23 protein-coding genes are annotated in these 25,944 nt (G+C 43.8%); all 23 read right to left on the bottom strand.

What is annotated here, in order from left to right; genetic code table 11:
• Positions 1-6: 6 nt before the first annotated feature.
• The 23 genes from AT705_RS23180 to AT705_RS23070 all read right to left on the bottom strand — a co-directional run bounded on the left by AT705_RS23180 (position 7) and on the right by AT705_RS23070 (position 25,630).
• A complete protein-coding gene (locus AT705_RS23180; RefSeq protein WP_237113850.1) occupies positions 7-768 on the bottom strand; it encodes a DUF429 domain-containing protein in 762 nt (253 codons plus the stop codon).
• Positions 769-815: 47 nt separating this feature from the next.
• Positions 816-1,322, bottom strand: coding sequence for a YfiR family protein (locus AT705_RS23175; RefSeq protein ID WP_058798685.1), 507 nt, complete (start codon positions 1,320-1,322; stop codon positions 816-818).
• A complete protein-coding gene (locus AT705_RS23170; RefSeq protein ID WP_058798684.1) occupies positions 1,315-3,294 on the bottom strand; it encodes a TonB-dependent receptor plug domain-containing protein in 1,980 nt (659 codons plus the stop codon). The genes AT705_RS23175 and AT705_RS23170 overlap by 8 nt, the downstream gene beginning before the upstream one ends.
• Positions 3,291-4,568, bottom strand: a complete 1,278-nt coding sequence (locus tag AT705_RS23165; protein ID WP_157576964.1) for a sensor domain-containing diguanylate cyclase — start codon at positions 4,566-4,568, stop codon at positions 3,291-3,293. Before AT705_RS23165 ends, AT705_RS23170 begins: the two co-directional genes overlap by 4 nt.
• A 498-nt stretch (positions 4,569-5,066) precedes the next feature.
• Complete coding sequence (locus AT705_RS23160; RefSeq protein WP_058798682.1) at positions 5,067-5,651, bottom strand: TetR/AcrR family transcriptional regulator; 585 nt, start codon at positions 5,649-5,651, stop codon at positions 5,067-5,069.
• Positions 5,602-6,036 (bottom strand): hypothetical protein, encoded by a 435-nt coding sequence (locus AT705_RS23155; protein WP_058798681.1) that lies wholly within the window; start codon positions 6,034-6,036, stop codon positions 5,602-5,604. The genes AT705_RS23160 and AT705_RS23155 overlap by 50 nt, the downstream gene beginning before the upstream one ends.
• A 348-nt stretch (positions 6,037-6,384) precedes the next feature.
• On the bottom strand, positions 6,385-7,260 hold the full coding sequence (locus AT705_RS23150; protein WP_157576963.1) for a MaoC/PaaZ C-terminal domain-containing protein: 876 nt from the start codon (positions 7,258-7,260) through the stop codon (positions 6,385-6,387).
• A gap of 160 nt (positions 7,261-7,420) precedes the next feature.
• Positions 7,421-8,221 carry a carbohydrate-binding protein gene (locus tag AT705_RS23145; RefSeq protein ID WP_058798679.1) on the bottom strand — a complete coding sequence of 267 codons (801 nt, stop codon included), beginning with the start codon at positions 8,219-8,221 and terminating at the stop codon, positions 7,421-7,423.
• 427 nt (positions 8,222-8,648) lie between these two features.
• Complete coding sequence (locus tag AT705_RS23140; protein WP_058798678.1) at positions 8,649-9,539, bottom strand: hypothetical protein; 891 nt, start codon at positions 9,537-9,539, stop codon at positions 8,649-8,651.
• Positions 9,540-9,821: 282 nt separating this feature from the next.
• On the bottom strand, positions 9,822-10,469 hold the full coding sequence (locus AT705_RS23135; protein ID WP_058798677.1) for an NAD(P)H-binding protein: 648 nt from the start codon (positions 10,467-10,469) through the stop codon (positions 9,822-9,824).
• A 16-nt stretch (positions 10,470-10,485) separates the two neighbouring features.
• Positions 10,486-10,866 (bottom strand): hypothetical protein, encoded by a 381-nt coding sequence (locus AT705_RS25850; RefSeq protein WP_058798676.1) that lies wholly within the window; start codon positions 10,864-10,866, stop codon positions 10,486-10,488.
• The gene (locus AT705_RS25845) at positions 10,863-11,384 is read right to left on the bottom strand and encodes an alpha/beta hydrolase (RefSeq protein ID WP_058798675.1); all 522 of its coding nucleotides are present in this window, start codon (positions 11,382-11,384) and stop codon (positions 10,863-10,865) included. Before AT705_RS25845 ends, AT705_RS25850 begins: the two co-directional genes overlap by 4 nt.
• Positions 11,385-11,475: 91 nt before the next feature.
• Positions 11,476-13,110 (bottom strand): fatty acyl-AMP ligase, encoded by a 1,635-nt coding sequence (locus AT705_RS23120; protein ID WP_058798674.1) that lies wholly within the window; start codon positions 13,108-13,110, stop codon positions 11,476-11,478.
• A 172-nt stretch (positions 13,111-13,282) separates the two neighbouring features.
• Complete coding sequence (locus tag AT705_RS23115; protein WP_058798673.1) at positions 13,283-13,561, bottom strand: acyl carrier protein; 279 nt, start codon at positions 13,559-13,561, stop codon at positions 13,283-13,285.
• The gene (locus tag AT705_RS23110; RefSeq protein ID WP_058798672.1) at positions 13,558-14,385 is read right to left on the bottom strand and encodes a fatty acid desaturase family protein; all 828 of its coding nucleotides are present in this window, start codon (positions 14,383-14,385) and stop codon (positions 13,558-13,560) included. Before AT705_RS23110 ends, AT705_RS23115 begins: the two co-directional genes overlap by 4 nt.
• Positions 14,378-15,514, bottom strand: a complete 1,137-nt coding sequence (locus AT705_RS23105; protein WP_082669126.1) for an alkane 1-monooxygenase — start codon at positions 15,512-15,514, stop codon at positions 14,378-14,380. The genes AT705_RS23110 and AT705_RS23105 overlap by 8 nt, the downstream gene beginning before the upstream one ends.
• 4 nt (positions 15,515-15,518) lie before the next feature.
• Positions 15,519-16,550: a 2Fe-2S iron-sulfur cluster-binding protein gene (locus AT705_RS23100; RefSeq protein WP_058798670.1), complete on the bottom strand. Its 1,032-nt coding sequence runs from the start codon at positions 16,548-16,550 to the stop codon at positions 15,519-15,521.
• 20 nt (positions 16,551-16,570) lie between these two features.
• Positions 16,571-17,359 (bottom strand): SDR family NAD(P)-dependent oxidoreductase, encoded by a 789-nt coding sequence (locus tag AT705_RS23095; protein ID WP_058798669.1) that lies wholly within the window; start codon positions 17,357-17,359, stop codon positions 16,571-16,573.
• A gap of 5 nt (positions 17,360-17,364) precedes the next feature.
• Positions 17,365-18,888: a choline/carnitine O-acyltransferase gene (locus AT705_RS23090; protein WP_237113886.1), complete on the bottom strand. Its 1,524-nt coding sequence runs from the start codon at positions 18,886-18,888 to the stop codon at positions 17,365-17,367.
• 182 nt (positions 18,889-19,070) lie between these two features.
• Complete coding sequence (locus AT705_RS23085) at positions 19,071-20,405, bottom strand: NAD(P)/FAD-dependent oxidoreductase (RefSeq protein ID WP_058798667.1); 1,335 nt, start codon at positions 20,403-20,405, stop codon at positions 19,071-19,073.
• Positions 20,395-21,846, bottom strand: coding sequence for a bifunctional lysylphosphatidylglycerol flippase/synthetase MprF (locus AT705_RS23080; protein WP_058798666.1), 1,452 nt, complete (start codon positions 21,844-21,846; stop codon positions 20,395-20,397). The genes AT705_RS23085 and AT705_RS23080 overlap by 11 nt, the downstream gene beginning before the upstream one ends.
• Before the next feature lie 53 nt (positions 21,847-21,899).
• Positions 21,900-24,491 carry an aminotransferase class III-fold pyridoxal phosphate-dependent enzyme gene (locus AT705_RS23075; protein WP_058798665.1) on the bottom strand — a complete coding sequence of 864 codons (2,592 nt, stop codon included), beginning with the start codon at positions 24,489-24,491 and terminating at the stop codon, positions 21,900-21,902.
• A 14-nt stretch (positions 24,492-24,505) separates the two neighbouring features.
• Positions 24,506-25,630: an acyl-CoA dehydrogenase family protein gene (locus tag AT705_RS23070; RefSeq protein ID WP_157576961.1), complete on the bottom strand. Its 1,125-nt coding sequence runs from the start codon at positions 25,628-25,630 to the stop codon at positions 24,506-24,508.
• Positions 25,631-25,944: the final 314 nt, after the last annotated feature.

Raw genomic sequence — 25,944 nt, 5'->3', positions numbered from 1 at the left:
CCTTCGCTATAAACACTTTTTCAGGCTGGGTGGCGACCACGAAATACATGATATTTGCGGCACCCAGATATACCCTTGCTTGTCGCAGCCATAGGTCACCCCCTCGGCATTTATCTGGTAAAACCCTGCTATATACAAACAAAAGATGGCGTCCAGTGCGTCTTCATTACTTTTGAGGGCTTGCCCATTCAACGATTCAATATAGGCCTCAGACAAGATATAAGAGAACGGCTCTGGTACCTGAAGTGCCAAAACCTTAGAGGAAGCGAGCTGTGCAATTAAACTAGCCAGCGCTGTCTGACCGGCTTTTCTTGTGGCCACATCTCCTTTTTTATAAAGCAGCCTTTCGGGCAACTCAAAACACTCGATCATCGCAGGGTGTGGATAACACTCAATTTGCCATTGTGAATTAGCCAAATGCCCAAACCCAAGCTCCTGCAATGCCATAGAGAGTACAACACTTGACGCATCGGGATATAAGGTGGTGTTTGAGGTATGGCAAGACGCCTTTCGCGACCCATACGCTCTGCTGAGCTGTTTTTCACACTCCCGCTGACCAGTCTGATTTTCAATGATCAACGGCGCATCGATCGCAATACCTGTCAGCGAAGGTTCGTTCGCGATGAACGCCATCACATCCTCGATCCCAAACAATGCAGGCTCCAAAGCCTCCAAAGACAAAATCCCCTGGTCCAATTGCCCGATTGCCGCTGCGGATGGATTCTTTTCACTATGCCAGGCCAGATCGAGTCCCATCAACCTCATCATATTGTCCTTTACCCTTTGCTATTTTTATTTGCCACGCTTTACCTGCTTCACCGTACTTCAGTGGCCAGTTTTAGTAAGTGTGCACTGAAATTCAGGCCACGCCGCTTTGCATCTGTCAGATTGACACGAAAACTGAGATTATTGGCATCGGCTATCAGGCCTATCATGGCCCCCTGACGAAACCCTTCACTGGTATCGGCAACCACCAACACCGGAGACTGCGCCAGGTCTTTCAGCCAATACTGGGTTTGTTGGCGGTTTTGCTGGCTTAAAAACAAAATATCGCATTGCGCTACATGCGCGCTGTCGGGCAGTTCGATGACTTCGGTGTCATCGTCCACTTCCTGCTCGTGCAGCAAAGAATTAATGGCCTTAAACAGGTCCGGGTTACCAACCACACAAAAACTCAGTTTATCGGGCGGCGGCGGCGGCCACTTACTGAACTGGCTAAATCGATATAAAAACGCCGCTTTGAGCTCGTTCTCACTCAGGTTCTGAGCCTTCCCCTCAAACCAAAACAATAAAAAAAATACGGCAGCGAGCAGCTTAATCATTATTCCAGCTCCAGTTAACCGACAAGTGCACCCGACGACGACGCTGAAAATAAGGTACAAACCCGTCATCGGTTATATCAAGAATTTCTTTGTCGGTAATATTCCTGATTCCCAGAGCAATGAATAAGTCCTCCTCGTTTTGCCAGTTTACACTGACATCATGGCTGGCAAAGCCCGGCAGATGGCTGTCAAAAGTTCTTCGTTTGCTGACGGCATAAGAATTCACACTCAATGTAAAGCCTGAATGACCAAGCGGTAAGCTAAAACGCACCTTACCGATCAACTCCGGTGAATTGGCGATACCAAACCCTCCTTTTAGTTGTGAGCGCTGAATGGCTGTGCTGGCGATCAGTGACATGCCGTTGGCCCAGCGCTTGTCTGCACCAAACTCAAAACCATGACTGCGAATGGGCGGCGGATTAAAGTAGATTGGCCAGAAAAAATCCTGATGGATGAGGTTATCTATGTTGGCGTAGTACAGCGTGCTAAACGACGACAGCGAGTTGCTCCAGCGCTGCACCAAGCTGATTTCATTATAATCAATGGTTTCATTGTTCGGATTAGGCTCATTGAAAACGTTGTTCGCATTACGCTCAAGATAGTTTGCAACTCTGAACGCCCGACTGTGACGCAGTAGCAGGTGGTGACCTTCTGTGACACTGTATTTGGCTGTGAAACTGGGAGACCACCTGGCTGAACTAAAGTCAGAATTATCATATCTCAGTGCCCACTGAAATTTAAATTTTGGGGTAATACGCCACATATCCTGAACATATACGCCATAGCGATTTTCGTTACTTTTTTTCTCAAAGTTAAACTGAGTAGGCAGGCTGGAGCGGGAACTAAATTCCTGCCGGTGGTCTCTCTGAAAGTCTATTCCCACCATAAATTCGTGGTTTTCCACCCCCAGAAACACCAGTTGTCCATCCACATTGCTCCAGCGTCCCGAATTCCTTGGACGGACAAACTCCAACCCGCCATCAGGTAAGATAAGCGGAAAGTTACGGACCAGATCGTTACCATGGGTAGAGATATGAAAATACGCCTCTATGTCATCCGAGATGGTGTCATCAAAAGTCAGCGCGACAAAAAAAGCCTCATTGTCTAGTGTCTCAAGTTCAGGTGACTCAATCTCTGGTGCCCCAGAACGCAGCACACTAAAGCCATCGGGGAAACTGTGTTGACGCCGTGAAGCCGCAGCCTGAAACTGAAAACTGCCACTTTGATGGCTGAACATGGCCCTGCTGCTGCTTTCTTTGTTCAAATGTTGCCAGGCCAGCAGTTCGGGTGGTGCGCCCGGTACAGGAAAGTCGATAGAGCGCAGCCTGGAACCGCTCAAAGAAAGCCAGCTATCCGCGCCGCCTTCTGAACGAAACCCGGCTGTAATCCGGCCATGCTGTGTTTCATCGTTGGTCACAGAGAACGCGGTGTTCAGACCACGCAGTTTGCTGCTGGTCTTAGTGACTATGTTAATTACCCCGAGCAGCGCATTGTTCCCATACAAAGCAGCGGATGCACCTGGGCTATACTCCACCCGCTCAATCAGCCCCACATCGACAAAATTTTCATACCCAATAAGCCCGGCATCCAAAAGGTTCTCGTTCATCCTGGTGCCATCTAGTAAAAATAAAAAGCGCGAATTAAAATCCCCGGGCCGGCCTATCCCCCTTGCCCCTAGATAAATGAACGAGCTGTTATCCCGGGTCGTGATCCCTACAAACATGGCCAGAATGTCTGCCAGTGATTGTAAATTGAACTGCCTGATGTCCTTATCGGTGATCACGTGAGTCACGGCCATACTGTCACTACTGGAGCGCTCGATTCTGGAACCCGCTGAAATTTGCGTATTACTAGGTAACTGGTTGAGCTGCTGGCTCAATAAATCTTCCAGGTTGGGTAGTGGGTTGTTTTGGGCTTGTGCGGTGGCGCAAAGCACGCAAATGAACCCGACGATAAGATACAGCTGCTTCATACGGGTGCCTGTTTGCTGAATACCTTGAAGTTATTTTTCCCGGCGCGTTTAGCTGCATACATGGCATCGTCGGCACAATTGAGCAGATCCATGGGCGCATCAGCATCCAGCGGCGTATAAGCAAGACCTATACTGATCCCAATTGGCATCACAGTATCTTTGACCATAATGGGCCGGTTAATAATGGTGACAATCCGCGCGGCCAGTTTTTCAGCGTTCTCTGTCGATTCTATACTGGGCAGTAATAACGCAAACTCGTCACCACCCAGTCGACAAAGCAGATCATCACTACGGATCATGGCGCCGATCCGATTTCCAACCTCAATCAGAGTTTCATCACCAGCATCATGGCCATAATTATCGTTGACGAACTTAAAGTTATCCAGATCAATGAACATCAAGCAGCTCAGCGGCCTGGGATTGCATCCCTCGCAGGTTATTTCTTTGAGTAACTGATTCAGGGCAACCCGGTTAGGTAAATTGGTGAGTGGGTCAGTACGTACCATTTGTTTAAGCTGCTGACCCTGGGCTTGCTCTTGCTCTAGCTGCTGTTTCAGTTCAGCCTGAGAAATATCCACCCGCTTGAGTAACTCATTGAAGCTACGAGTTAAAATGCCTATTTCATCGTCCCGGATCACATTGGCGCGTAACTGAAAGTTGTGTTCATTGGATACCCGTTGGGCCAGCTCCGACAAAGTGATCAGGGGCATCAGAGCCTGACGCTGCACACGTGCCAACAAAAAAACAGAGCCCGTGAATAAGGCGACAATCAGCAACGCCAACATAAGAACCAGCTGTAAATACCAATACATCATGCCGGTTAAGTCGAGCACCATGATCAGGTCGCCCTCAAGCTTGCCTTTGATTGTCACCGGATAATATAAGCGCATTCGCACACCTTCATATTCGCGCTGAGATTCAGTGCCAACTTGTTGATATAAAGAAGAAGATGGCACAAAACTGGGGTTAGCATACTCGCTAAACACTTTACCTTTTGCATTACGCAAAGACACAAACAGCACATCTTTATTGATCCCGACCAACTCAAGCTCTTTGCTAGCGGTATCTGCGTCATTAAAAACCAGCATAGGCACCACGTTATGCGCCAGCTGAGCGAGGTTAATTTCTGCGGTTTCCGCCTGACGGTCGCGGACCACAAACCACAGCAATATCGAGGTTAGCGAAAAGACCAATAGCATACTGCTTGCCATCACCGACAAGTTAAGCTGAGTTAATCTCTTCACAAGAGACATAGAAGGTAACGGCTCGCTCAAGTGCCCCCCAACAAACCAGACGACTGTATTGTCTTAATAAATATAGAAGACAGCTGTTCAAAAAACAGTAAGTGGCAGGTAATTAGGGAAATTTATTAAGTTTATTACAACAAACGAAAGGTCACAAAGTAGCGGGCAGATATGTTACTCAGTTTTCAAAGTACCTGCGAGACAAGCTCAGAGACACAATACAACTTGATACGCGTTTCGCAACTAACAACGTGAGTGAGGCTTCTACGAGCGCTAGCCTTGAGTTAAAACACAAGCTTTTCTTGGTTATTAATCATCAGCGTCATGGGGGTACTAGCAGGTTTGCTGCTTATATTGCTCGCCATTACGCAAAGGCTGCCCATATTTGTGTTTGCCCGCCCTATCCAGCTTAATGTAATCTTTGCCGGGGCCAGTTGTTATCAGGCAAATCGTTCCGTCATTAGCTTCTGACGCGTTATCAACTCTCAATAAACTAAACCAGAATCATTGAGTTACGAGAGTGAATTGCTAACTTTTATATCGGTTAATGAGGTTATCAAAAGCACGCCAAAAGTGCGTTTGTTCACTGTCTTCAAAATCAACCCATTTCAATTGCTGAGAACCCAGATACAGGGAATAGAATTCAAATACAAAATGTTTGGCATCTGTGTCCTGTTTAAAGTCGCCTTTTTCTATTGTTTGATTCACCAGGTTCTCAAGGAAAGAAAGTAACAAGGTTAAATCTCTTTTCAACTTGTCTCGTACAGGCCCAGGTTGATCATCAAACTCACTCGTAGCACTGATATAGATACAGGACTGGGCCTGTTGGCCATACCACTTCTGCCAGAGTTCAACCGTTTTAAGTAATCGATCAAAGGGGTCTTCAATATCATTGAGAGGCTCAATAACCTGTTCGCGAAAAACCTTATGGGCATACTCCAACACCGCGAGCTGTAAATTCTCTTTGGATTTGAAGTGGGCAAACAATCCGGACTTAGACATCTCGGTAGCCGCGGCTAAACTGCCTATCGTTAGATCGTTTAAGCTGGTGCCTGTGGCAATATTAAGCGCAGTTTCTAAAATTTGTTGGCGGGTTTGCTTGCCTTTTCTCATTTGATGCCTCGATGTGATTAAAATTAAGTAGGTCTATTAGTACACTCGATAAACAGGCAATGGCTGTTAACATTAGCGCGACAAAAGCTACATTATGATTGACGGGTAATTGATGAAAAATAGCTGAGTGTATAATGCCCCACCCCATCCCTAAATGGAATAATATACTGATAATTCTAACCTCTTTCACCTGTATCTGCTTTTCTTCAAAAAGCCAAAGCGCCAGGCTAAGTGTTAAGTAAGCAGCACCTAACAGCCGTACAAACATTGGAGAGCCCACCGCATTCAGCCCCAAACCTTCCAGTAGCTGCATTGGAAAGAATGTGAATGGTATCGCCCAAAATATAACCAGCAGTCGTGCAGATAGTTTTAGTCTTGAAGTCATTTCGGTGTTTCCTTTTTTTTAGATAATAGCACGAACGTTCGTTAATGCAACTAAAAAGTTGACGGAAACTTAATCAAAATTGTCCAGCGTCACCTGAAGCACTTAATCGCCTCGCTACAAGGCTAAAGGTAGGGTCTGGCAGCGATCCAGATAGATGCCACAGAGCGCCATGCACCGGGAAGATAAGGGAAGCAAAACTTGATAGGCTAACATTGAACAACAGTCTCTCAAAACCAGCAAGCTCCAGACATAAACCAATCTTGAACAATAGACACACGCATTAAGCAAAAAACAAAGACAGGAGCCTGACTATCGCTCTGATACCTGATAACACTTGTCAGCAATGTATCAAAGTGACAGCCAGTGACCCGTCAAATGTTGTTGCAACAAATTGTTTGAATACATGCTAAATTTTCCCTGGTTTTGTTCTGACTGATGAGAAAAGATAATCTCAGCAGGCAAAAGTATGGGGTTTTTAAACTTTACATGTGCCTCAAAAGCTGGCGGCAGTACATCAGACAAAGCAGATAAAACCCTGCCTTTACTCCACATGCCATGAATAATATGCCTTTGAAAACCATATAACTTTGCAGTCAACGGATACAAATGGATCAGATTGTAATCACCTGATACTTTGGCGTAGTTGCGTCCCAGATTGTTGGCTAATGTCCAATTTTCTGTCGCCCCTTTAGGCTCAATGGGCTTCCTCAATGCAGGCATATTGCCACGGGCAATCGTTTGAACTTCCTGCCTGAGCAAATTTGTGCTTGCAGAGCGCCAAACGAGTTCATCCCCAACATACGCTTCTGTATTTAAGGTAAATTGCCACCCCCTTTTATGAGAGATCAAATCAGATGAGTAACATTTGATATCGAGACTCTCATTAATATGGATCGGACGTAGTTGACTTATAGTATTTTTTATATGCACTAACCCCATCAATGCGAAAGGAAAAGACTCTTCCAATACCAAAGACATCTGTAGCGGAAACGCCATAATATGCACAAAAGTAGGCGGAAGTTGCTCACTTTTATTCCATCCGATCACCGAATTAAATTGCCGTAGTTTCTGTTCAGAAACTCTCATCCCTTGGCACTTTAATACGGTTACTGGTAGTAAAGGAGCGCCTGTAGCTATTGTTCGCTTGCAACTAGCCCGACCTAACAAACCTATCGTATTCGGTAATGCTTCGGGCTCTATTAATAATGTTGAATTATCTGACACTATTCCTCATCTCCATTGATGCCAGGGGTTAAGCCGGCCTTAACCAGATCTTTGTACGACACACAACTTCAAATATTAATATTTACAAATAAACGCCTTGGGTTTGTGCTGAACGTTTGGTGTTAAAGGGGCGTTCGTAACGCCCCTTTTTGGTCATATTTTATTGAAGCTTTTCCCAAGGCTCTCCTTGAGTGGAGTGTTGCTTAGGATTCTGATTGAAGTTCCACCATTTCGCGCGGTAACGCACACCCTCGTACACGACTTCGTCTCCACCAACATACTCCCGGTCAGCCTGCCAGGTAGTGCCAACAGCGGAAATATCTGTCCATTGATTCGCTAAACAGATAACACTGTCAATTTCGCTGTCAGAAGATTTAGTGCCGTCTGCAAAATCACAGTAGTTTTCACTTTGCTTGTAAGCACCAATGATTCTTTGTGCAAACTGAATTGCTTGTTCCTTTGTCGGTATTGAGCATGTACCGTCTTGCTTAACAACGGCCTCCCACTTCCAGTAACCTTTACTGAAATCCATTGGTCCACCACTGTTTACGTGCCAAAAGCTACTAGGTCGAGTCGCTCTGTCCAGAGTGGCCGCCGAGTAATCCGTTACCCACATATAGATTCGACGTGTTGCACCTAAATCTTTAAGCGTTTCGAATTCCTGAGGAAGGCTTACCAAAAACTCAGATAAAGCAGCATATGAAGATTCAGCACACGCCAGCGTGTTACCGGGGATCTCTACATTGTGACCGTACGTGTTAAGCTCTCCATAAAAACCCCATTGAACATGGTTCGGAAAGGCAAACTCTTCATAACCAAGTATAGGGAGGTATTCTGCTCCGGAGATTGTGTACCCTTTAATTTCAACTTTTTTCATATCACTTGCTTCAGCATGCGAGATGCCAGCAATCGGCAAAGATAAAAGCATAGCCATGGAGAGCATTTTATTTTTAATATTCATTGGAAAGTTCCTTAAACATAAACCCTTAGAAATAAATAATCTCAAGTGAAAAACCACTCACCCGTTTTTATAATAAGCACCTGGCTTTCTCTACGCACAGGGATAACCCCCAAAAAGTAAACCACGTACAATTTATAATACTTCTAAAATCAATCAACCGAGAAAACTCTCAAATCCGACAGTGCTTTTATAAAACAATCACTAGGACCTGGAAGCTCGCCCCAAAATTTATTGCACCAACCGTATTTATAACTAGAAATTGAGAAAAAAAACTAACAAATTAAAACCAGATAAATATAGACCACAAGCCTTACACTAATTTATTTATATAGGTTTTTTATAGTAAACCCAGGGAGTTGGCTTATCTTAAATAGGCTCACGCCAACTCCAGCTACATACTTAATTAGAGAATCACTTTTCAAAAATGTCAGTTTGATTCTGGCTGTTCTAATGCGCCCCTGTTTGAAATAGAAGGGTCAATTTGACTTTTCCTTGTTCGGGAGTAAAGCAAAAGTGCAAAAGTGACAGTACACCCAATTAAGGAGAAGTACGTGAAGAATGAAACAACATGTGGGACAGATATGAAATCAGGGAGCCTGGCAAAGTAAAAACCTTGATAATTAATATCATATAAATAAAGTAACTTTGCATTAATGATCATCAAATGACTTGCCGTCAGGATTCTGGTATGGAAAAAGTCTCCTGATTTCATCGCCAAAACAACTGAAGAAAGGTGTAATATTGGCACAATGACCTTAGGGAGATAACTATTGTATTCAACAAGTAAAACACCTGATATCCAGAATAAGTATAATACTTGAAGTAGTTTTGGTTCATTCACTCCAAATATTAAAACTCTTGATGAGTCTGTGACCTTAGCGCTAAGCCCTTTAGTGTCTTTGAAAAAAAGAAGGATCCCTACAAAGAGCATGAAAGAATTCAACATCAAAAGGTAAACTTCTTTGGTATATTGAGCATAGATGAACCCGCCTACCTGTAAGAAGAACCATCCACCAAACAGGAGCTTCAATCCCCTTTTAACATTCTCACCCAAGTTGATTTTATGTGAAAACAACAATAGCAAGACAAATATATTAAAAACTGTCTCCAGCACAATCAATCGGCGAGTGTAAAAATCAGCATAATCAATAAATGGAATCAACAAAATAGGAATACCAAGAACTATTAACACTTCATATTTAAAGCCCTTTCGCGCGAAGGCGAGAATCCCACTCAAATATGCGTAGCTGACGATATAAACGATAGCCACGGAGCAAAGAAAAAGAATAACTTGAGAGACCACTTGGTTTTCCAACATACTTACGTCCATTTCTTTTTTATCAATTACACTCTTACTTTTAGCCTATTGAACATTAAAGTACCGAGTATTATTATTTATTTCATACACCTATGGTTACATAAAAGGAAATTGCTGTAAATAGTATAATTCACGAATTTTCACTGATAAATTAACACAAAAAAATAATTGAAAATCACTTGAATTTACAATTAACATCAATTCCCACCTCACTTAACACAAGGTAAGAAGTGATGATTTATAAATAACAAAATAAAAGCCTATTACTTTATGTATAAAATATTATCTTACTAATATAAAAACATCTTCCAATTCATAAATATGATAACCATCCAGGTTTGCCCGTGCAGCGTTGATCATGGCATTTGCAACGCACTGACCATCTATTGGACGATATTTTTTCATCCAGGGTATTAATGATAAAATCCCGAGTACTCCTATCAGGAGTGTTTCACCAATTCGCAGTGACTCCCGACTTCCACCTAGAACAGAGGGTCTGATAATGCTGATCTTTTCAAATTTGAGCTTTTTGACTGCTGTATCTAGTTCACCTTTCATCCTTGAATAAAAGACAGCAGATTGAGTATCGGCGCCATAAGAAGACAACAAAACATAGTTTTTAACCCCGCTTTGGCAGGCCAGCTCAGCGACTCTATATTGCATATGAAAATCGACGTTGTACTGAGCAGCGCGCGTTTTTGCGATTTTAACCGTTGTTCCTAAACAAGAAAAAAGCACATCATAACCCTCAAACATGTTGTCATCGGGTAATTGATCAAAGTTCACAATACTCTGTGATAAACGAGGGTGGGTGATCCCCGTAGCCCGCCGCGCCAGAACTTTAACGTGCTCAATAGAACTGTCTGCCAGCAGTTGCTCAAGCAAGCTTTTTCCCACTAATCCGGTCGCACCTATAAGAATCGCTTTCACTTTAAATTCCAACTAGTTAGGCGTATAGCTTGTGATAAAAAACAGCCAAAGATTCCGCAGATCTTATAATGCCACGATGCCCCAGGTTGTTCGTTTCTATCAGACTAGCCTCAGGCCATGCATCGACCAGCACTTCACTTTCAATTTTTTTCACATAAGTATCATGATTGTCATGAATGGCTACTAACGGAATGGATATATGCTCAATATTTGCGTAACCACTGTAGGTATCCCAACTACTATCACAAATACCGTATCTATTCAGAACAACTTCAGAAAGGTGGCGCTTCATTGCTTCAGATAGATTTAATTGGGCTGATAGCTTTTCAAATATGCCATAGAAACTTGACGGAGCACTGATAATGCCTATTCGCTGTACTGGCAGGCCAGACTTCACTGCGTTGACAGCCGCAAGCCCCCGAAGCTATATCCGATTATGCTTCCTATGCTATTAAACTTTTGATGTAGTTGTTGAATGCAGCCGACAAAGTCTAATAGATCTGATTGCTTACCTTCCGATTGACCATGAGCGACAGAATCAAATGCCAGCACGCAGTGATTTTTTTCCACTAGAAGCTTGATCAATGTCGAAAAATGAGATGACTTCGATTCCCACCCGTGCACCAGAATCACGTCAGGCTGTTTACCTCCCCATATATAGTATTTACAGTCAACCCCAGGCCTTAAAGTAAACGTATCAGTGACATCAGCGGTTTTTAAGAACTTATCTTTAGGATCATTTTTTTTAACTCTGGGTTTAAAAATGAGGTCACCCATCATTTTCTTTGTGTAAGTTGGCAAGATAACCTCGGCCACTCTGACAAAGTTACGGAAGCATTTCAGAGTCAACCCGCCTTTGAACTCAGGTCCATCATATTGCTTGTATGACAAAGAAATTCTATCTCTGTATTCCATCGTAGACATTCTCACTATACGTCTTTATAAAAATATACTGGCCACTCAGATAGCCCCTAAAAACACCTGTTTGTTCGGGGCTTTAGCACACTTAGAGTGAAATATAACTGCCCTGCAGATAGTTGTTTCTCACCTGCAACCGCTTTACCTTGCCACTAGTTGTTTTCGGTATGGTGGATTGCTCCACAATGACAACTTCACCTGGGCGAATTGCATGTTGTTCAAAACACTGTGCGACTATCTGCTCTTTGAGCTCCTGTAACTCAACTTTTCTTTGCCAGGACCTTTCAATCTCCTGCACTATGATAAGTTGTTCACTGTCCTGATCGATGGAAATGGCAGCGCCACTATCGGCCCTCAATGCAGGCGATACAGATTGAACCGTGTTTTCAATATCAGAGGGGAAGTAGTTTTTTCCATTGACAATGATAAGCTCCTTCAGGCGTCCGGTAACAAATAGCTCTTTCCCATCAAAGAACCCATAATCTCCGGTTCTTGCAAATGGTCCTCTGCCGTCAGAGGTGTACGCCTGAAAAATATCTTCGGTTTCGACGGGCTTTTTCCAATATCCATCGGCAATACTCTCACCGGCTAGCCAAATCTCGCCTATTTGCTTTTCACCCAGTACTTTTTGTGAGGAGGGGTCAACAATCAACACTTGGTTTTCAAGCACGTCACCGGTACTGACCAGCTCCCGGCTATCATGACCCGGTTCAGTGATCATGACGTTATGAGACTGTAGCGCAGCTTTATCCACATTAACTGTTTTGTATGCTCTCCCGGAGTCACACCCGGAAATAAACAATGTGGCCTCCGCTAACCCATAACAGGGGTACATGGTTTCCTTTTTAAATCCATAGCGCGAAAATACTGCGGAAAAATCCTTAAGGGTTTGAGATTGGATTGGCTCTGCACCATTAAATGCCACTTGCCAGGAGGACAAATCAACGTCCTTCATTTGCTTTTCGTTATGATGCTTTAAACAAAGCTTATAGCTAAAGTTGGGGCCGCCACTGGATGTCGCACCGTAACGTGAAATCGCTTGTAACCAACGCATAGGTCGCCTTAAAAACGTCATTGGCGACATGATATTAGAGGTAAAACCCCCGTACAGAGGTTGTATAATTCCGCCAACGAGTCCCATATCATGAAAAGGCGGCAACCAACTCACTACCTCGGAGTTAGCTGTGTGCCCAAACTTTTTATAAATCACCCCAGAGTTATGCACCAGGTTGCGGTTAGGCACGATCACCCCCTTGGGGTTACCGGTTGAGCCAGACGTATATTGCAAAAACGCAATTTTTTGCGTGTCGATAGAATGATTCTGCCCGGCATATATACCCAGTTCATCTACCACGATGATGCCAAACACGTCCGGTGACAAGTTTTCCTGTTTAAGCCAACTGAGCAAACGATCTTTAAGCGCAGAGTTTGTCAATATATAACGAGGCTTACAGTCGTTGATTATTACGCGTAGCCTGATACTGTCCGAGTGAGATAACATCGGATACGCTGGAACAGCCGTCACACCGCCGTATAGACAGGCATAAAAGCTGGTGATGTAATCCAAACCTGACGGAAATACAAGCAGCGCACGATCAGCCTCTTGCCCCTCAGAAACCGGCGAAAAGCTTGCTGAAATCACTCGCATTCGTAGCAGCAACTCAGCGTAAGTTAGCTCTTCATACTCATCCAGCCCATTGTGTAAAAACCGGTAAGCAACCATGTCTGGCTGATTTCACCCTCGCCACTGACATATTTCGGCAACTGAATTGGCCGTCAACCCAATTTCAGAATGAGGAACATGATAAAAATCATCAGTATTTTGCGTCATTGTAATACGACCCTTTAAATAAATTGACCCAATGAAAAGCACTCAGTGTTGATACTGTGTGTTTTTAGCAAACCCCATTTTCTTCACACAGTGACCTTAACTCTCCCAGAGTTTTGCACTCAAATACCTGGGTATCCGACAGAGTGATGGAAAAAATATCTTCAATGTTGCCAACCAATTCAAATATTTGTACTGAATCTAATCCGAGCCGTTGAATACTCATATTATGAAGATCGTCTTCACTTTCTAAAGACGTGAATACACTTAATGACTCTGCCTGTACATTTTCAATGGCTTCACATAAAACCCGATAAAAAGGTAGATTTTCAATTTCGCTTTTCATGAATTATCCTTACTAAATAGTCCTGCTAGATGACAGCCTTTTACGACTTTTCGTTCTGTTTCAGCAAGCATTCGTTCTCTTGCCTGAGGTAGTTTGGTCCAATGGATCTCTGGTTCATAATGGTGCTCCTGGTGATACCCATTATTAAACCAAAGGAGGTTATATACGGAGGTGTAGCAACTGACTGAGTTACTCAATTTGTTATCAGGGCTGCATCCATGATGCTCGGCATAATTTTCTAATGACGCCATTGAGGTGCCGATATAATGAACTGGTAAAACAAAAACCAATACAGCCCATGGGTTAATGATCGTAAGACAGGTGATGAACAATGCTAACACCACGATTTCAATCAGAACAAGGCTCCCGTTGCGCTGACTCGAATCTTTATATAAAAACGCGATTGATAATCTGAAGTAGCTTAAAAGTGTATACCGAAGCATTCCTTCTTCTTTACCATTTTTGCCGTAATAGTATAAAGATGACTTATCTTTAGGCGGCTCACCATTTTTCCACTTGTCATTGTTATGAACGTGGTGATTTATGTGATGCGACTTATAAAATGATTGAGGCATGATTAAGCCAAGGGTATTTAAAACCGAAAACCACCCATTCAGATAATCAGATTTAAAGAATGTATTATGAATAAAGTTATGAGCAATACATTGATAGTTTGTACACATCAGCATGATATTCGCCAACGCGAACATGCATAAATTCATCATCGATAGTTGCTCAAAATAGAGTACAGGCAAAACCCAGCAAGCGACATGCAGCATACTCAATATGACCAGAAATATGTCTCTTCTGCTGTGCTTAAACATCTTGCTTTCTCCAGTTCTGTCTTTGGGTAGCCATTACTTTTCGCTCAGCATCCGTGGCATAGTTCTCCTCCCAGTAAATCAGTTTGTCTTCCATCATTCGGAACCAATAACCCGGGACGAGCGCCTTCATCATCTGGACAACATATCCATGCTCAATCATCATATTTTCGTTTGTTGATCCCAACAGCCAATATTCTTTGTTCGGATTGGCATGGTGATCGGAATGTCGAGTCAAATTCAACAATGCCGAAGAAGAGTATGAGGCAATACAATCCCAGCTATGCTCAGGTCTCACTTTGGTCTGAGGGATACGCACCAGTCCATAATGCTGGATGTAATTGGTACTTTCGTAATTGGCCTTAGACACAAGCATGATGATCAGATACAGCATCACTCCCATCCAACCAGCAAGGACAAATGTACAGGCAGCGATTGCCAGCGTTACGAAATACCAAGGCAGGAGCTTGTTACCAAAACTGAACGCTGAGCGGGATGATCTTTCTAACCGAACTTTTTCAAACTGCCAGGCTTCTCGGTGCTGTCCGAGCGCGGAGCGCAAAATAAAGCGGTATAAGTTTTCACCACGACGCGCTGTTGCGGCATCTTCTTCTGTACCAATATTCTTGTGATGGCAGTGAACATGCGAAATAGCAAACTGGCTGTCCCCAACGATTGCCAGGGACACATGCCCCATAAACATATCCAATTTACTCAGCGTACGATGTGTTAGTTCATGGCCAACCACCATATTAATGCTTATCACAAACCCGGTTCCGACGGCTGCAACTATGGAACTGAGAAGAGATGGATTTGCCAGCTCAGAAAGAGAGATGCCGGTCAGTTCCATTATTTTGCTTAATACCAAGCCATGATAGTCACTGGCGGTAACGCAAACCGAGGCAACGGCCACGAAAGACAACAGAATATGCAAATACATAAACCCATTCAAAATGAAAGGAAAGCGGGTCGGCTCATCGTTTTGCATGGAGTCTGTAATTCTGTCGAATACTAAATAACAGACGAGAATGAAAAGAAAGTTAAGTAGCGGATACCAACCCCCTAACAAATTAGCGATAATCAGCAAGGGTAAGTAGAGTAAAGGCACTATAGAAAATCGTATATATTTCATTTTATTACCTAATATCAATTGTGTTATTTCCAAACGATTCAGCTTCTATGCTTGAGGCTCGGACTAAATATCCTTTGAGTAGCTCAACACATGAGTTTATGAGTGGCTCAGAGCCGCACATTAGAAAGTGCTCAGTACCAGTCAGCTTTTCTGCCGTTTCTAAGCTAAACATGTTCTGCAAAAGTTCTGGTGCTCGAACTGGTACAAACCCGCCCTGTTCATAATTTTCACGCGACAACGCAATCTGAAAATCAAATCCAGGGTAAGTGTCTTTAAGGTGGTTTAAACGGCTAAGATCGTAGGAGTGGGCTTTATAACGCACCGCATGAATGAGATGAACATTAGAAATCTTCCCGGATTTCATCCATTTTTCTGCGATACCTAATACCACCCCTAAAGCCGATCCTCCGGCAATAGCGACGCAACGATTGGTCTCGGGAAACGAATGCCCAAACTTGCCTTCAGGCTGCCCCAGCTCAACGGTTTGGTTTACATTGTTTGCATCCGTCAACCAAGGGGAGCAAATACCCTGCTCTTTAACGGCAACATCAATGCTAATTCGGCCTTCATCTACGCCAGCCACAGAATAATAACGACCTTGCCCAAGCGCGGGAATATTCACCATCAGGCTCTGTCCGACTTGCGCTTCTAATGCTGTCTTCAATGTGATCCGAGAAACACTGTCACTCAGAGTTTCAACCGTCTCAATCAAAGCGGATTCAAATTGCGCATCCTGCTCCACTTCGTTCACAAAGCTCAATTTAAGGTCACTTTCTGGGACCGCCTGGCAAGAAAGGATATAGCCCTTGCTTTGCAATTCTGGAGAGAGATAAGCCTCCAGGTCTACCAACGAACTACACTTACCGTCCGTGACTTTGGCAAGGCACTTTTGACAAGATCCAACCTGACATGAATATGGGACTTCAATGCCTTCATCAAGAATGCTGTCCAAAATGGTACGTTTTCTGTGCAGCTTAAACGACTGACCTTTTACTTCGCCGTATATAGGTGGTTTCTTTTTAAAAAGCGAAAACATGGTACTTTCCCTGCGTAAAATTACTGATTAATCTGTGCGGTTATTTGACGAGCTAACCACCTAGGAGCCAAGCGAATAGAGAACATGGCTATCTTGTTAACGATCCCTGGAACCACGACAACACGTTTTTTGAATAGCCCTTTTACGCCTGCTGCAGCAACCTCATTGGCACTCATCACGATGCCAAATAACCCTTTCGCTAATCCTGTATCCGTCGAGCCAGCGCGATGATGAAACGGTGTGTCCGTGGTTCCTGGACACAAGGCGCTGCAAATAACATTGTGCTTTTTAAGCTCAACGGCCAGACCTTCGGTAAAATGCAATATGTAGGACTTTGTTGCGTAGTAACTGCTGTAGTAGGGCCCAGGTTGAAAAGCTGCCAGCGATGCTACATTCATGATGTAGCCACGTTTTTTGGCAATAAAATGTTTCGCGATAAAGTGGCTGAGTGTGACTGTCGCCTTGATATTAATATCCAGCAGCCTGTATTGCTCTGACAAGGAATTGCCCACAAACTCCCCACTCAGCCCAACTCCTGCATTGTTGATAAACACTTCCACCTCGTCGATGTAAGGCTCCAAAGCTTGCTTAAGCTGCTCTATTGAGGATTGGCACGTTAAATCATATGCCAGCGTAATAACGCCTACGCCATAGTTGGCGACCAGTTCATTACTGACTGTTTCGAGCCTATCAGTGTCTCGTGCTATCAAGATCACGTTATATCCACGCATCGCAACCTGACAGCTCAAGGCATAGCCAATCCCAGAAGATGCTCCAGTAATAACGGCATATTTATTGTTTTTCTTCATCACTTTTAATCACTTCCTTTCGTACGAATTAATTTTAAGATCTCTCGGATCTTCTCTTCTGTGATTTGAATAAATTGGGTGGCTGAAATAGGCAGTAACTTTTGCTGACTATAGAGTACTTCTAAATAAATACTGTCGTGATCGACTCGATACCCAACCCCTATCATATTTGGCAAATGACAAATAGTACCAAACCCCTTAACAGGCGAGTTAGCTGTACCATTTGAAACCATCATGTCCCGGTGATATATAAACTTCATTGCTGGCAAGAAAGTAAAAACGATTTTTCTTAAAAGTTCTTTTAAGTGGGTATTAAAGTTGTTTCCAAACGTAGAATAGTAAGTCATACCTAACAGATGACCTATTAACCCCAGTCCCTGCTTACTTCGCTTTATATTCGCTCTGTGTATTTCTGAGCCCTGCTGAAGTAATGCGAACTTTTTATCTGAAGAAGAAGCGGAGCTGTAGTGCGTGAATGCGCCAGACACAGGATTTATAAAATCTAAATTACGACTTGTCATATGCGACAAAGAGATCGGCTCAAAGACAGTGGGTGGGTGCCCGGCACTTTCTCTGAATGTTTCATATACGCAAAGCTGTATCAGCATATCTGCTGATATGCCATTATCACGAGCACAACTAAAATCAATATCTTTAATATAAAATGACGCGTTTTGTGACGTAGATATAAGCGCTGTCAAATAATGCTTTATTTTATCGGCTGAGTTCTTGCCAAGAAATAAGTCACTGGCGTCATTATCGTAACGAACTGGCTCTGGTAGCCTTTTATCCAGGCTATCCGATAAATCAGTTACGGAATACTGAGAAACTCTCTCAAACAGCTGGTTTGCTTTCATTCCATCTACACTGGCGTGCTCACACAAAAGCATAATACTTTGGTGATAAAAGTTAACGCACAGCTGAACAGACTTATCACAAAACCGATTGTCTAAATGGTCAAATCTGCTTGGGCAGTCAACTTCCCTGTCAGGCGCGTTGTCTAAGCACACGACGAAACGACTATCTCTTAAGATGTCTAAGGTACGCTTTAAGGATGGGTGCTTGTCCACATTTTTCGACCACACAGCCCAATCCCGCCGCTTGTAAGAAGCACACTCAGATAGTGTGATAGCGGCCCTTTCTTTCTTCGTGACATTACCTTCAGCGAGCAGATCATTAAGCATTATTACTAAACGGCCTGGGTCCTCAGCATATGCTAAGGGCACTTGGAAAACAGAGCTCTGGTGTAGCAGAGCAAAATAGTCGTTTTCTTTGGGCACATATAACCGATCACATATTCGACCCGGGATCCTGCACCTTCTGAACTCTTCTGAGACCTCAGTATCTTTCTCAATAGCCAGAAACAGCTTGTTGATCAGCTCTGATACTTCATAGGTAAACTTTTTACTTGCTGGTGACTGGGTCACCAACAAAGGAAAATTATTGTAGAATGGGAGGCTTTCTCTGCAGGACAAATACAGCTGAGCCACACTTTTTCGATGGTGCAAGCGGCCAGGAGTACGCAGCATATCGACAAAATAAAAAAATGAAATGCTCACCACAAACAATATTGAGTTTAAATGACTGGTGAAACCACTGCTCCCATTAACCAGTTTAACGTGCTCACAGATCTGCCGATAAAATCGGATAAAGCTTGCTTTTTGACTTGTGCTATTCATTTTGCTACCTACTATTTTCTATTGCCCATGACTTACCCACCACGCAGGTTATCCATGATATTCAGGTAACGAATGTACGAATTACTGGCAATTGGTAATAATGGAGTAGGTGACAAATAAGGTGCTTTTTTTCTGTGCCAATACAAACCAGCCTGAGATGACGACTCTTTTTGTTGCTGTGCGTATGCAGCACCATAAGCGAGTGACAGTGCCAGGCCATGGCCACACCAGCCAATCACACTGTCGATACTCTTACGGTATGAGCTGATCACCGGGAAGTTATCCAGAGTGACACCGATTGTACCTGTCCATACTTTTTCAATATGCAGCCCACTCAGACCTGGTAAGTATTTATTTAATCCGGCAGACAGTTCTTGATAGACAGAACCTGGCCCATCACTTCCACGGCGTTGTTCGGAGATAATGCCGGAGGTGGAATAAAACGGTGCTCCACCACCAAAAATTAACCGATTATCCGCTGTTAATCTGAAGTAATTGAATATCTTCCTGTTGTCAATTACCGCGTTTTCAGTTTTAAGTGCTAGTTGCTGACGTTGTTGTTCAGACAAAGGCGACGACATCATCAACGAAGTAGAAACAGGGATCACACGCCCTTTTTGAATACCCAAAGAATGAGAGAATCCGTTCGTTGATACAACGGCACGTTCAAAATTTATACGCTTATTGCCAACCCATGCATGCCCTTCTTCCAGCTCCGTGCAAGCTGAATTAAGGATAACTTCACCGCCCAGGGCAGTAATTTTGTCGGCCAAAGCGCGTAACAGCTTCACCGGATTGATCGTCGCAGTATTGCTGTATTCAAGGGCATACCGATAGCGCGGCCCATTGACAATCGCCTGCACCGAATGTTCATCATAGGTATTTAACTCAAACCCATTTCGATGCAAGGCATCGGATTCAAGCCTCAACTGCTGATCATTCGATGAATTTGTCGATACTTTAAACTGGCTGCCAACGATCAGGTCGCAGTCAAAAGCTTCCCTTTTTATCAAAGCGATACTGCTATCAACAGCATTTAGCGTATGCTGGAACATATCGCGCGCTTTCTCTGGGCCAAACTTTTTTTCTAGTTGGTGAAAAGGCGCCCCAATGCCAGGACCAAGCATGCCCGAATTACGTCCACTGGCGCCAGAACCAAGCGTATGGGAATCTATCAGGACGACCTTTTTCTCTTGTCCAAACTGCTTAAGCAGGTTGTACGCTATGGACAGACCCGTAAAACCCGCGCCAATGATCAAATAGTCACATTGGATGTCCCCATTTAAACTTCCGCCTTTAAAGGCATCAATAGAGGGGACCCAAGGATTACCAGTGCTGCGGATATCTTGATTTGTTTTATAAGGCATTGGTCAACCTCATCAGCCGAATCAAATGTTTGAATCGAAACTTCCCGTGCACCACAAAATACTCAGGCGTTTGTTCGATGGGCTTCCACTTGTTCTTATAATTCACCTGATCCAATGCAGGGTAAATTTTCTGTCCATGGCGCTCTAAAAAGCCAATAGTGCGTTTCAGAAGCGGGCTTCTGGAAGGGAAGGTATCTTGTGCATCGTTCACACCGAAGAATGGCGTAAAGCCAAAATTAAGATAACGTTCGCCCTCAGACTTGAAGCGATTAATCGCTTCAGCGTTAATGAGCTCCATCGTTCCCGGAGGTGCATCATTAAGGCGACGAGTCAAATCATGCATCCACCCCTGATACTGGCCAAAACTAGGCACGTAACTGATATAACCGATGATCTTGTCATCTTTAACTGCGACAAAAATACGTTCTTTATCCAGGTCATTGGCTTCCAGATCGCCGACCATAAATGACAGCAGCTTTTTGTTGCCTTTTTCCTGAAGCCAAGAGCGAGTAATCTCACTCAACATCTCTTTTTGCTTTTCGCCTTTAAAGATATCAGCCCCCAGTTCGTGGACCGTCACGCCAGCCTTCGCCGCCCTTTTAATTTTATTTCTCAGGCTCATAAATTGCTTACCAGCCAAAGAAAACGACTCTAAACCTAGCGTGTAGGAGCAACCCATCTGGTTAACCTGAAACCCTTTTTGCTCAAATAGTGCGGCCTGTTCCTGACGAATTTGAGCCCCCGCAACTTCCCTTTTATGCGTCTTCGCGAATTCAATGAAGCCGTCCAGTAAAGCCGCTTGATCTTCATTGGCAGCAACAATACCAGCTAAAATAAACAAGCAACTGCCGTCGTCCTCATAGGGGATATAGCCAACAACGCCATCTATGCAAAAGGTTGATATGTTCTTGTTTAAAGCCAGGAATAATGACGGATGATCACCGTACTTTTCAGTGATCATGAACTGTCTGACTGGATCAATAGGCTGAGATGGTAATTTTCTCGCGTCTGTAATCTGTTGCTCGAACTCTTTATAAATAGGGTGTTTCACCGGTTCAAAAGACAGCATTCGGGATTTAAGTCCGTTACCAAACAGACTGCGATCGCCAAACAGATGTATCAGAATACCCATTAATGCCCACTCTGGCTTAACAAAGTAGCACCAAGCTAAGGCAACCAGACCTGCCGTGAAGAAGTTGTGCGCAAAGTTATACAAGATGTAATAGACCTCAGGCACTTTCCCCTTATATTTGCGATAGGCAATGGCACCAGGCAGATAACCTATTAAGTCAATGTAAGCAAACAGGAGAATAAACGGGATGATCCGAACTTCCTGCCAGTGATAAAGTGTCACAGCAACACTGATCAACAGTAAAAAGCCGTACTCCAGTCTTCCCAATAATCGGGTATTTTTGGTTTCAAAATTATTTACAGTATCCATATCACCACTCCAAAATCACACGTTGAATGTTTTCATCGATAAGCACCTTAACTTCAGACATTCGTAATGGATTTGTCTCGATTGATGAAGTGGCGAAAACCATGCTTTTCAGCGATTTTGCTGACATCGATTGCCTGCTTATATGAGATTTCTTTACCCAGACTGTAATTCTGCTCAACGCCATCCATACCGAGTAAAATGGTCTCAGACAGGCACGCCAAATTCACGCCTGGACGACAACCGATGATATTACAATCGCTTAGCATAGCCCGGCGGTCAGGTAAGTAGACGAGACCGCCTTCATGGACTTCTCTGTCTTTATGTTCATCCAACACATCAAATGGCCGGGCCACATCAAATATTTTGCAGTTTTTAGGGAAGATTTCGGCAGAGATGAACGCTTTCCCTTCACTGGTCGCTGACAGAACACAGTCGAGATTTTCACTGACGTTTTCTGTGTCAAGACCAACAAACAGGTTAAAGGTTGACTCTCCCTGAGCATGCCCGTGCTCAATCACCTTACGCATCATATCCGGCACTTCGGGCGGCTCACTCTGAATAAGCTGTTCTTTAACATTCAGAGCTTCTGCATATCGCCAGAATTTACCCGCTGCGGAACCTTGGCCAATTTCTGAAATTTCATTTAATACCTCAACCAATGCATTTCTGAGGTTGACGTATTGCTCATCCAGTGGCGTATGTTGACTGCCAACCACATCCACGACGCCAAAGCGGTGAGATAGATCCATTAGCGCAATCCGGCCCACAGAACCTCGTGCACCAATGACCATCAGATGCCTGTGCTCAATATCATCAGCAAACAATTCTCTGATCGCGTTACACGTCGATATCGCTGTCCAACAATTACCGGTCGTCAAATGAAAATCGTCTGAGGCGATATCCAGTCCACCGCGAGTGATCACTGAGGTATACGCGCCAAGTCCTATCAAATTCGCATCAAAGTCTGATGCCTTTTGCAGGTACTTTTTCATGAGTTTTGCCTTGTTGGCTCGGCTCAGCTTTAACATACCCGTTGGGCTTATAGGACTATAAATCATCGCCGCATTGACGACGTCTCCCTGACCGCCGGTCATTGAAAACTCAAACACAGCTTGTGGTTCGTTTTCGATATCTCCCAGTGCAAATAGCCACTGAGACAATTCCATTTGCTGTTGTTCTGAGAAGTTTTCTTTTACTTTTTGCGGTAATCCCCGACGGATATCTTCCGCGCTGGTTGAATGGAACAAAAACGCAAGGCGGTATTCTTTACCCTTAGTTGGTGCCGGGAGTAATTGAATTGGCTTAGGTTTTTTCTTTTGTTGTTTTTTGGTTTTTTCTATTTCAACAACTGGCTTATAGCCAACCAGGAATCCCATGAGCTGGTCATAGCGCTTCTCACTGAGCAGTTCACAGACTTCTTCAAACGCGCCTAAAAACCGACTAACTTCACTCCTGCTCACATTCAATGCTGGCTGAAAACGGATGGCTCCACCAAGCTCTGTTCTGTTAAGCATGGGCATGCAAAAGATGCCTTTAACATGGACTAAATAGCCGCAAATTAGCAAAGGCAGCAGGTCACTTCTGTGTGCATAGCTGACAATGTAATTGCCTTTAGTCTCGAGATCCTTGAAGTTTAAGGCATACATCAAACCAAGGCCGTTAAACGAAAAGTGCTGTGGGTAGCGCTCCTGTAATCGCGTTAAACGCTCAACGATAACCTGTTCAAGCTCTTTCACATTATTCAGAACTAAGCGATCCTGTGCCTCCAATGCATCCAGCACCCCCAGACCAACGGCACACGCTAAGCCGCCATTGGCGAATGTAGAACTGTGTTTGGAGTCGAACTCCTGCTCATATGTGCCCCGTTTCATGATCATGGCACCAATGGGAATAAGTCCTCCACCCAGGGCCTTAGACAACAGCAGCAGATCTGGCTCGATCTTGTATCGGTGCGCCGCTAATATCTCACCACTCCGACCCATGCCAGTTTGAATTTCATCGAGTATGAACAAAGTGCCATACGTCTTACACAACTTAGCCGCATGCAGAAGATACTCTCTGTCTGCCGGGAGCATGCCACCTTCCCCCTGAACGGGTTCAATGATGAAGGCAGCATATTTCCGCGTTTTGAGAGCCTGCTCTAGTTCAAACAGGTCGTTCAGTTCCACTCGGTCATATTGATTTTTATCAACGATAACTGGATCACTGTGGCGGTCACTGCCTGTCGCCGACAAAGCTGCAAACGTTTTCCCGTGAAATGAGTTATTGACCGAAAGAATATGGCTTCTTTGTGTTTTCAGGCGGGCCAGTTTAAAGGCCGCTTCCACAGTTTCAGTTCCTGAGTTACTAAACGTTACGTATTCATATTTATCGCCTGCCAGTGCAACCAAACGCGCTGCGAGCTCTTGCGTACTTTTAGGCAAAAATGGCTGAATAAAATTAGGTTGTTCCGTTGCTAGATACTCAGTTACTATTTGAGTTAGTTCACTGGAGTTATGACCTAACGGTAATGCCCCATATTGAGAAACACCATCAAGTATTTTCCGTCCCTCATTGTCATAGTGATAAGATCCTTTACTACGAACAATGCTCAAATCTAACTTAAACTGCTCTAAAATCGACTGGCGATAAGGTTGACACTTCACGACGCTAAAACCTTTTAGTTCTTTAGTTGTTGTTCAAAACCGAATTGAGTTACCGGGTGAAAAGCCAGTAAATCGATCGTTCTGGATAAGTAATGAGCGGTATCATCAGAAAGGTACTTATGTGCACCAATACTTTCAAAAACGATATTCCTCACATCTTTAAGCGACTTCTGTATTTGATATCGTAAAGACAACACTTCCGGCACCAACCACTCCAGGTTCTCTGGCGCTACTTTGTGTGACAATCCACATACACTATAACGGCACTGCGCCAACGTTCCTGTAACGGGAATGAAAATAGAAGGAGCCTGAAGCGCAGCAGGATTAAGACGCCCAACTAACGATTTACACACGCCTGTATACGCAGCGCCAATAAATAAATTGAAGTTCACCAGGCCAGTACTCAGGTACATTTCAAATGAATCGTCTTGCGCGAGCACCGACCATTCATTAGGCACAATGACGTTATTAAAGATCACTTCATGACTGTCGGTGCTTTTGAGGATATCTCCCGGCCAGAAAGGCTTTCGTTCCAACCCTTCAGAGCCATTTGAAACAATGGCCACCCCAGGTATGCCTTCTGCTGTGATGATAGAAACGGCAAAATAGTCGGCTACATGGCTCATCGTACAAGGCTTTTTGCTGCCGGATATGATGATGTAATCTTCCTCGGTGCTGGTCGCGGCAACACTGGTATGAAATATATCTTGGTTCCCTGAGCTTTCTGCAAAGGCTGAGGCGACTAAGGCATTGTTTTCAGATATGTCTTTGAGCAATGGCCCTGCAAACTGAAAAGAATTCGGATACATGGAAATGGTAGAAACAACGTGAAAATGCATGCACAACATCAATGCAGCTGAGGGACAAACCATGGCGACGGAGTACACCACTTCCAGTGCATCTTTCATTGGCATTTCCAGCCCGCCAAACTCTTTTGGCACGATCATAGAGGGCAACTGAGTGCTTGAAATCAGTGCTTTAATCTGCGCTGGAGTCATAGATTCCAACTCAGATAATTCATACTCTCGCGTCAGGGCATAAAACTGCTCCAACGGAGCCAAAACAGGCAAAGAAGAATGGTTAAATGAATTCATGATAGAACAATCCTTTATAAAAATTTTTAGTGTAAATGCCTTCACATATAAACCCGAAATTCGCTTTTTTCTCAGTCACAGTTGAGTTGGTAAAGTATTTTAATTTCGAGTTATGTACTGGATATCTGTCTCTAATAAACACAAAGTAACCCTCAAAGCATGAGCTTTAATTTTTGCTTAATAGCTTAAGAAAAATTGTCAGACACCTTTAAAAATTGACTCATTATCAATGTAATTTATTATGCAACCACCCTACTTTAAAAAACACACAACCAGCCCCTATGCGGTTTTTTTATACAACCACACCCACCAAAAAAATACAGAGTTTAGTTTCAGTAGCCTTTTAAGAAAATAAAGGC

Origin of the sequence: Pseudoalteromonas rubra (assembly GCF_001482385.1) — a bacterium.
Lineage (GTDB): Bacteria > Pseudomonadota > Gammaproteobacteria > Enterobacterales > Alteromonadaceae > Pseudoalteromonas > Pseudoalteromonas ardens.
This window is presented reverse-complemented; position numbering and strand designations above follow the sequence as displayed.

Excerpts from the sequence above, each read along its gene's own strand:
- AT705_RS25845 (WP_058798675.1), bottom strand. The coding sequence starts at position 11,384 with ATGGAATACAGAGATAGAATTTCTTTGTCATACAAGCAATATGATGGA.
- AT705_RS23160 (WP_058798682.1), bottom strand. The coding sequence starts at position 5,651 with ATGAGAAAAGGCAAGCAAACCCGCCAACAAATTTTAGAAACTGCGCTT.
- AT705_RS23095 (WP_058798669.1), bottom strand. The coding sequence starts at position 17,359 with ATGAAGAAAAACAATAAATATGCCGTTATTACTGGAGCATCTTCTGGG.
- AT705_RS23180 (WP_237113850.1), bottom strand. The coding sequence starts at position 768 with ATGATGAGGTTGATGGGACTCGATCTGGCCTGGCATAGTGAAAAGAAT.
- AT705_RS23120 (WP_058798674.1), bottom strand. The coding sequence starts at position 13,110 with ATGGTTGCTTACCGGTTTTTACACAATGGGCTGGATGAGTATGAAGAG.
- AT705_RS23140 (WP_058798678.1), bottom strand. The coding sequence starts at position 9,539 with ATGTTGGAAAACCAAGTGGTCTCTCAAGTTATTCTTTTTCTTTGCTCC.
- AT705_RS23085 (WP_058798667.1), bottom strand. The coding sequence starts at position 20,405 with ATGCCTTATAAAACAAATCAAGATATCCGCAGCACTGGTAATCCTTGG.
- AT705_RS23115 (WP_058798673.1), bottom strand. The coding sequence starts at position 13,561 with ATGAAAAGCGAAATTGAAAATCTACCTTTTTATCGGGTTTTATGTGAA.
- AT705_RS23090 (WP_237113886.1), bottom strand. The coding sequence starts at position 18,888 with ATGCTGCGTACTCCTGGCCGCTTGCACCATCGAAAAAGTGTGGCTCAG.
- AT705_RS23080 (WP_058798666.1), bottom strand. The coding sequence starts at position 21,846 with ATGGATACTGTAAATAATTTTGAAACCAAAAATACCCGATTATTGGGA.
- AT705_RS23155 (WP_058798681.1), bottom strand. The coding sequence starts at position 6,036 with ATGACTTCAAGACTAAAACTATCTGCACGACTGCTGGTTATATTTTGG.
- AT705_RS23175 (WP_058798685.1), bottom strand. The coding sequence starts at position 1,322 with ATGATTAAGCTGCTCGCTGCCGTATTTTTTTTATTGTTTTGGTTTGAG.
- AT705_RS23170 (WP_058798684.1), bottom strand. The coding sequence starts at position 3,294 with ATGAAGCAGCTGTATCTTATCGTCGGGTTCATTTGCGTGCTTTGCGCC.
- AT705_RS23110 (WP_058798672.1), bottom strand. The coding sequence starts at position 14,385 with ATGTTTAAGCACAGCAGAAGAGACATATTTCTGGTCATATTGAGTATG.
- AT705_RS23105 (WP_082669126.1), bottom strand. The coding sequence starts at position 15,514 with ATGAAATATATACGATTTTCTATAGTGCCTTTACTCTACTTACCCTTG.
- AT705_RS23100 (WP_058798670.1), bottom strand. The coding sequence starts at position 16,550 with ATGTTTTCGCTTTTTAAAAAGAAACCACCTATATACGGCGAAGTAAAA.
- AT705_RS23145 (WP_058798679.1), bottom strand. The coding sequence starts at position 8,221 with ATGAATATTAAAAATAAAATGCTCTCCATGGCTATGCTTTTATCTTTG.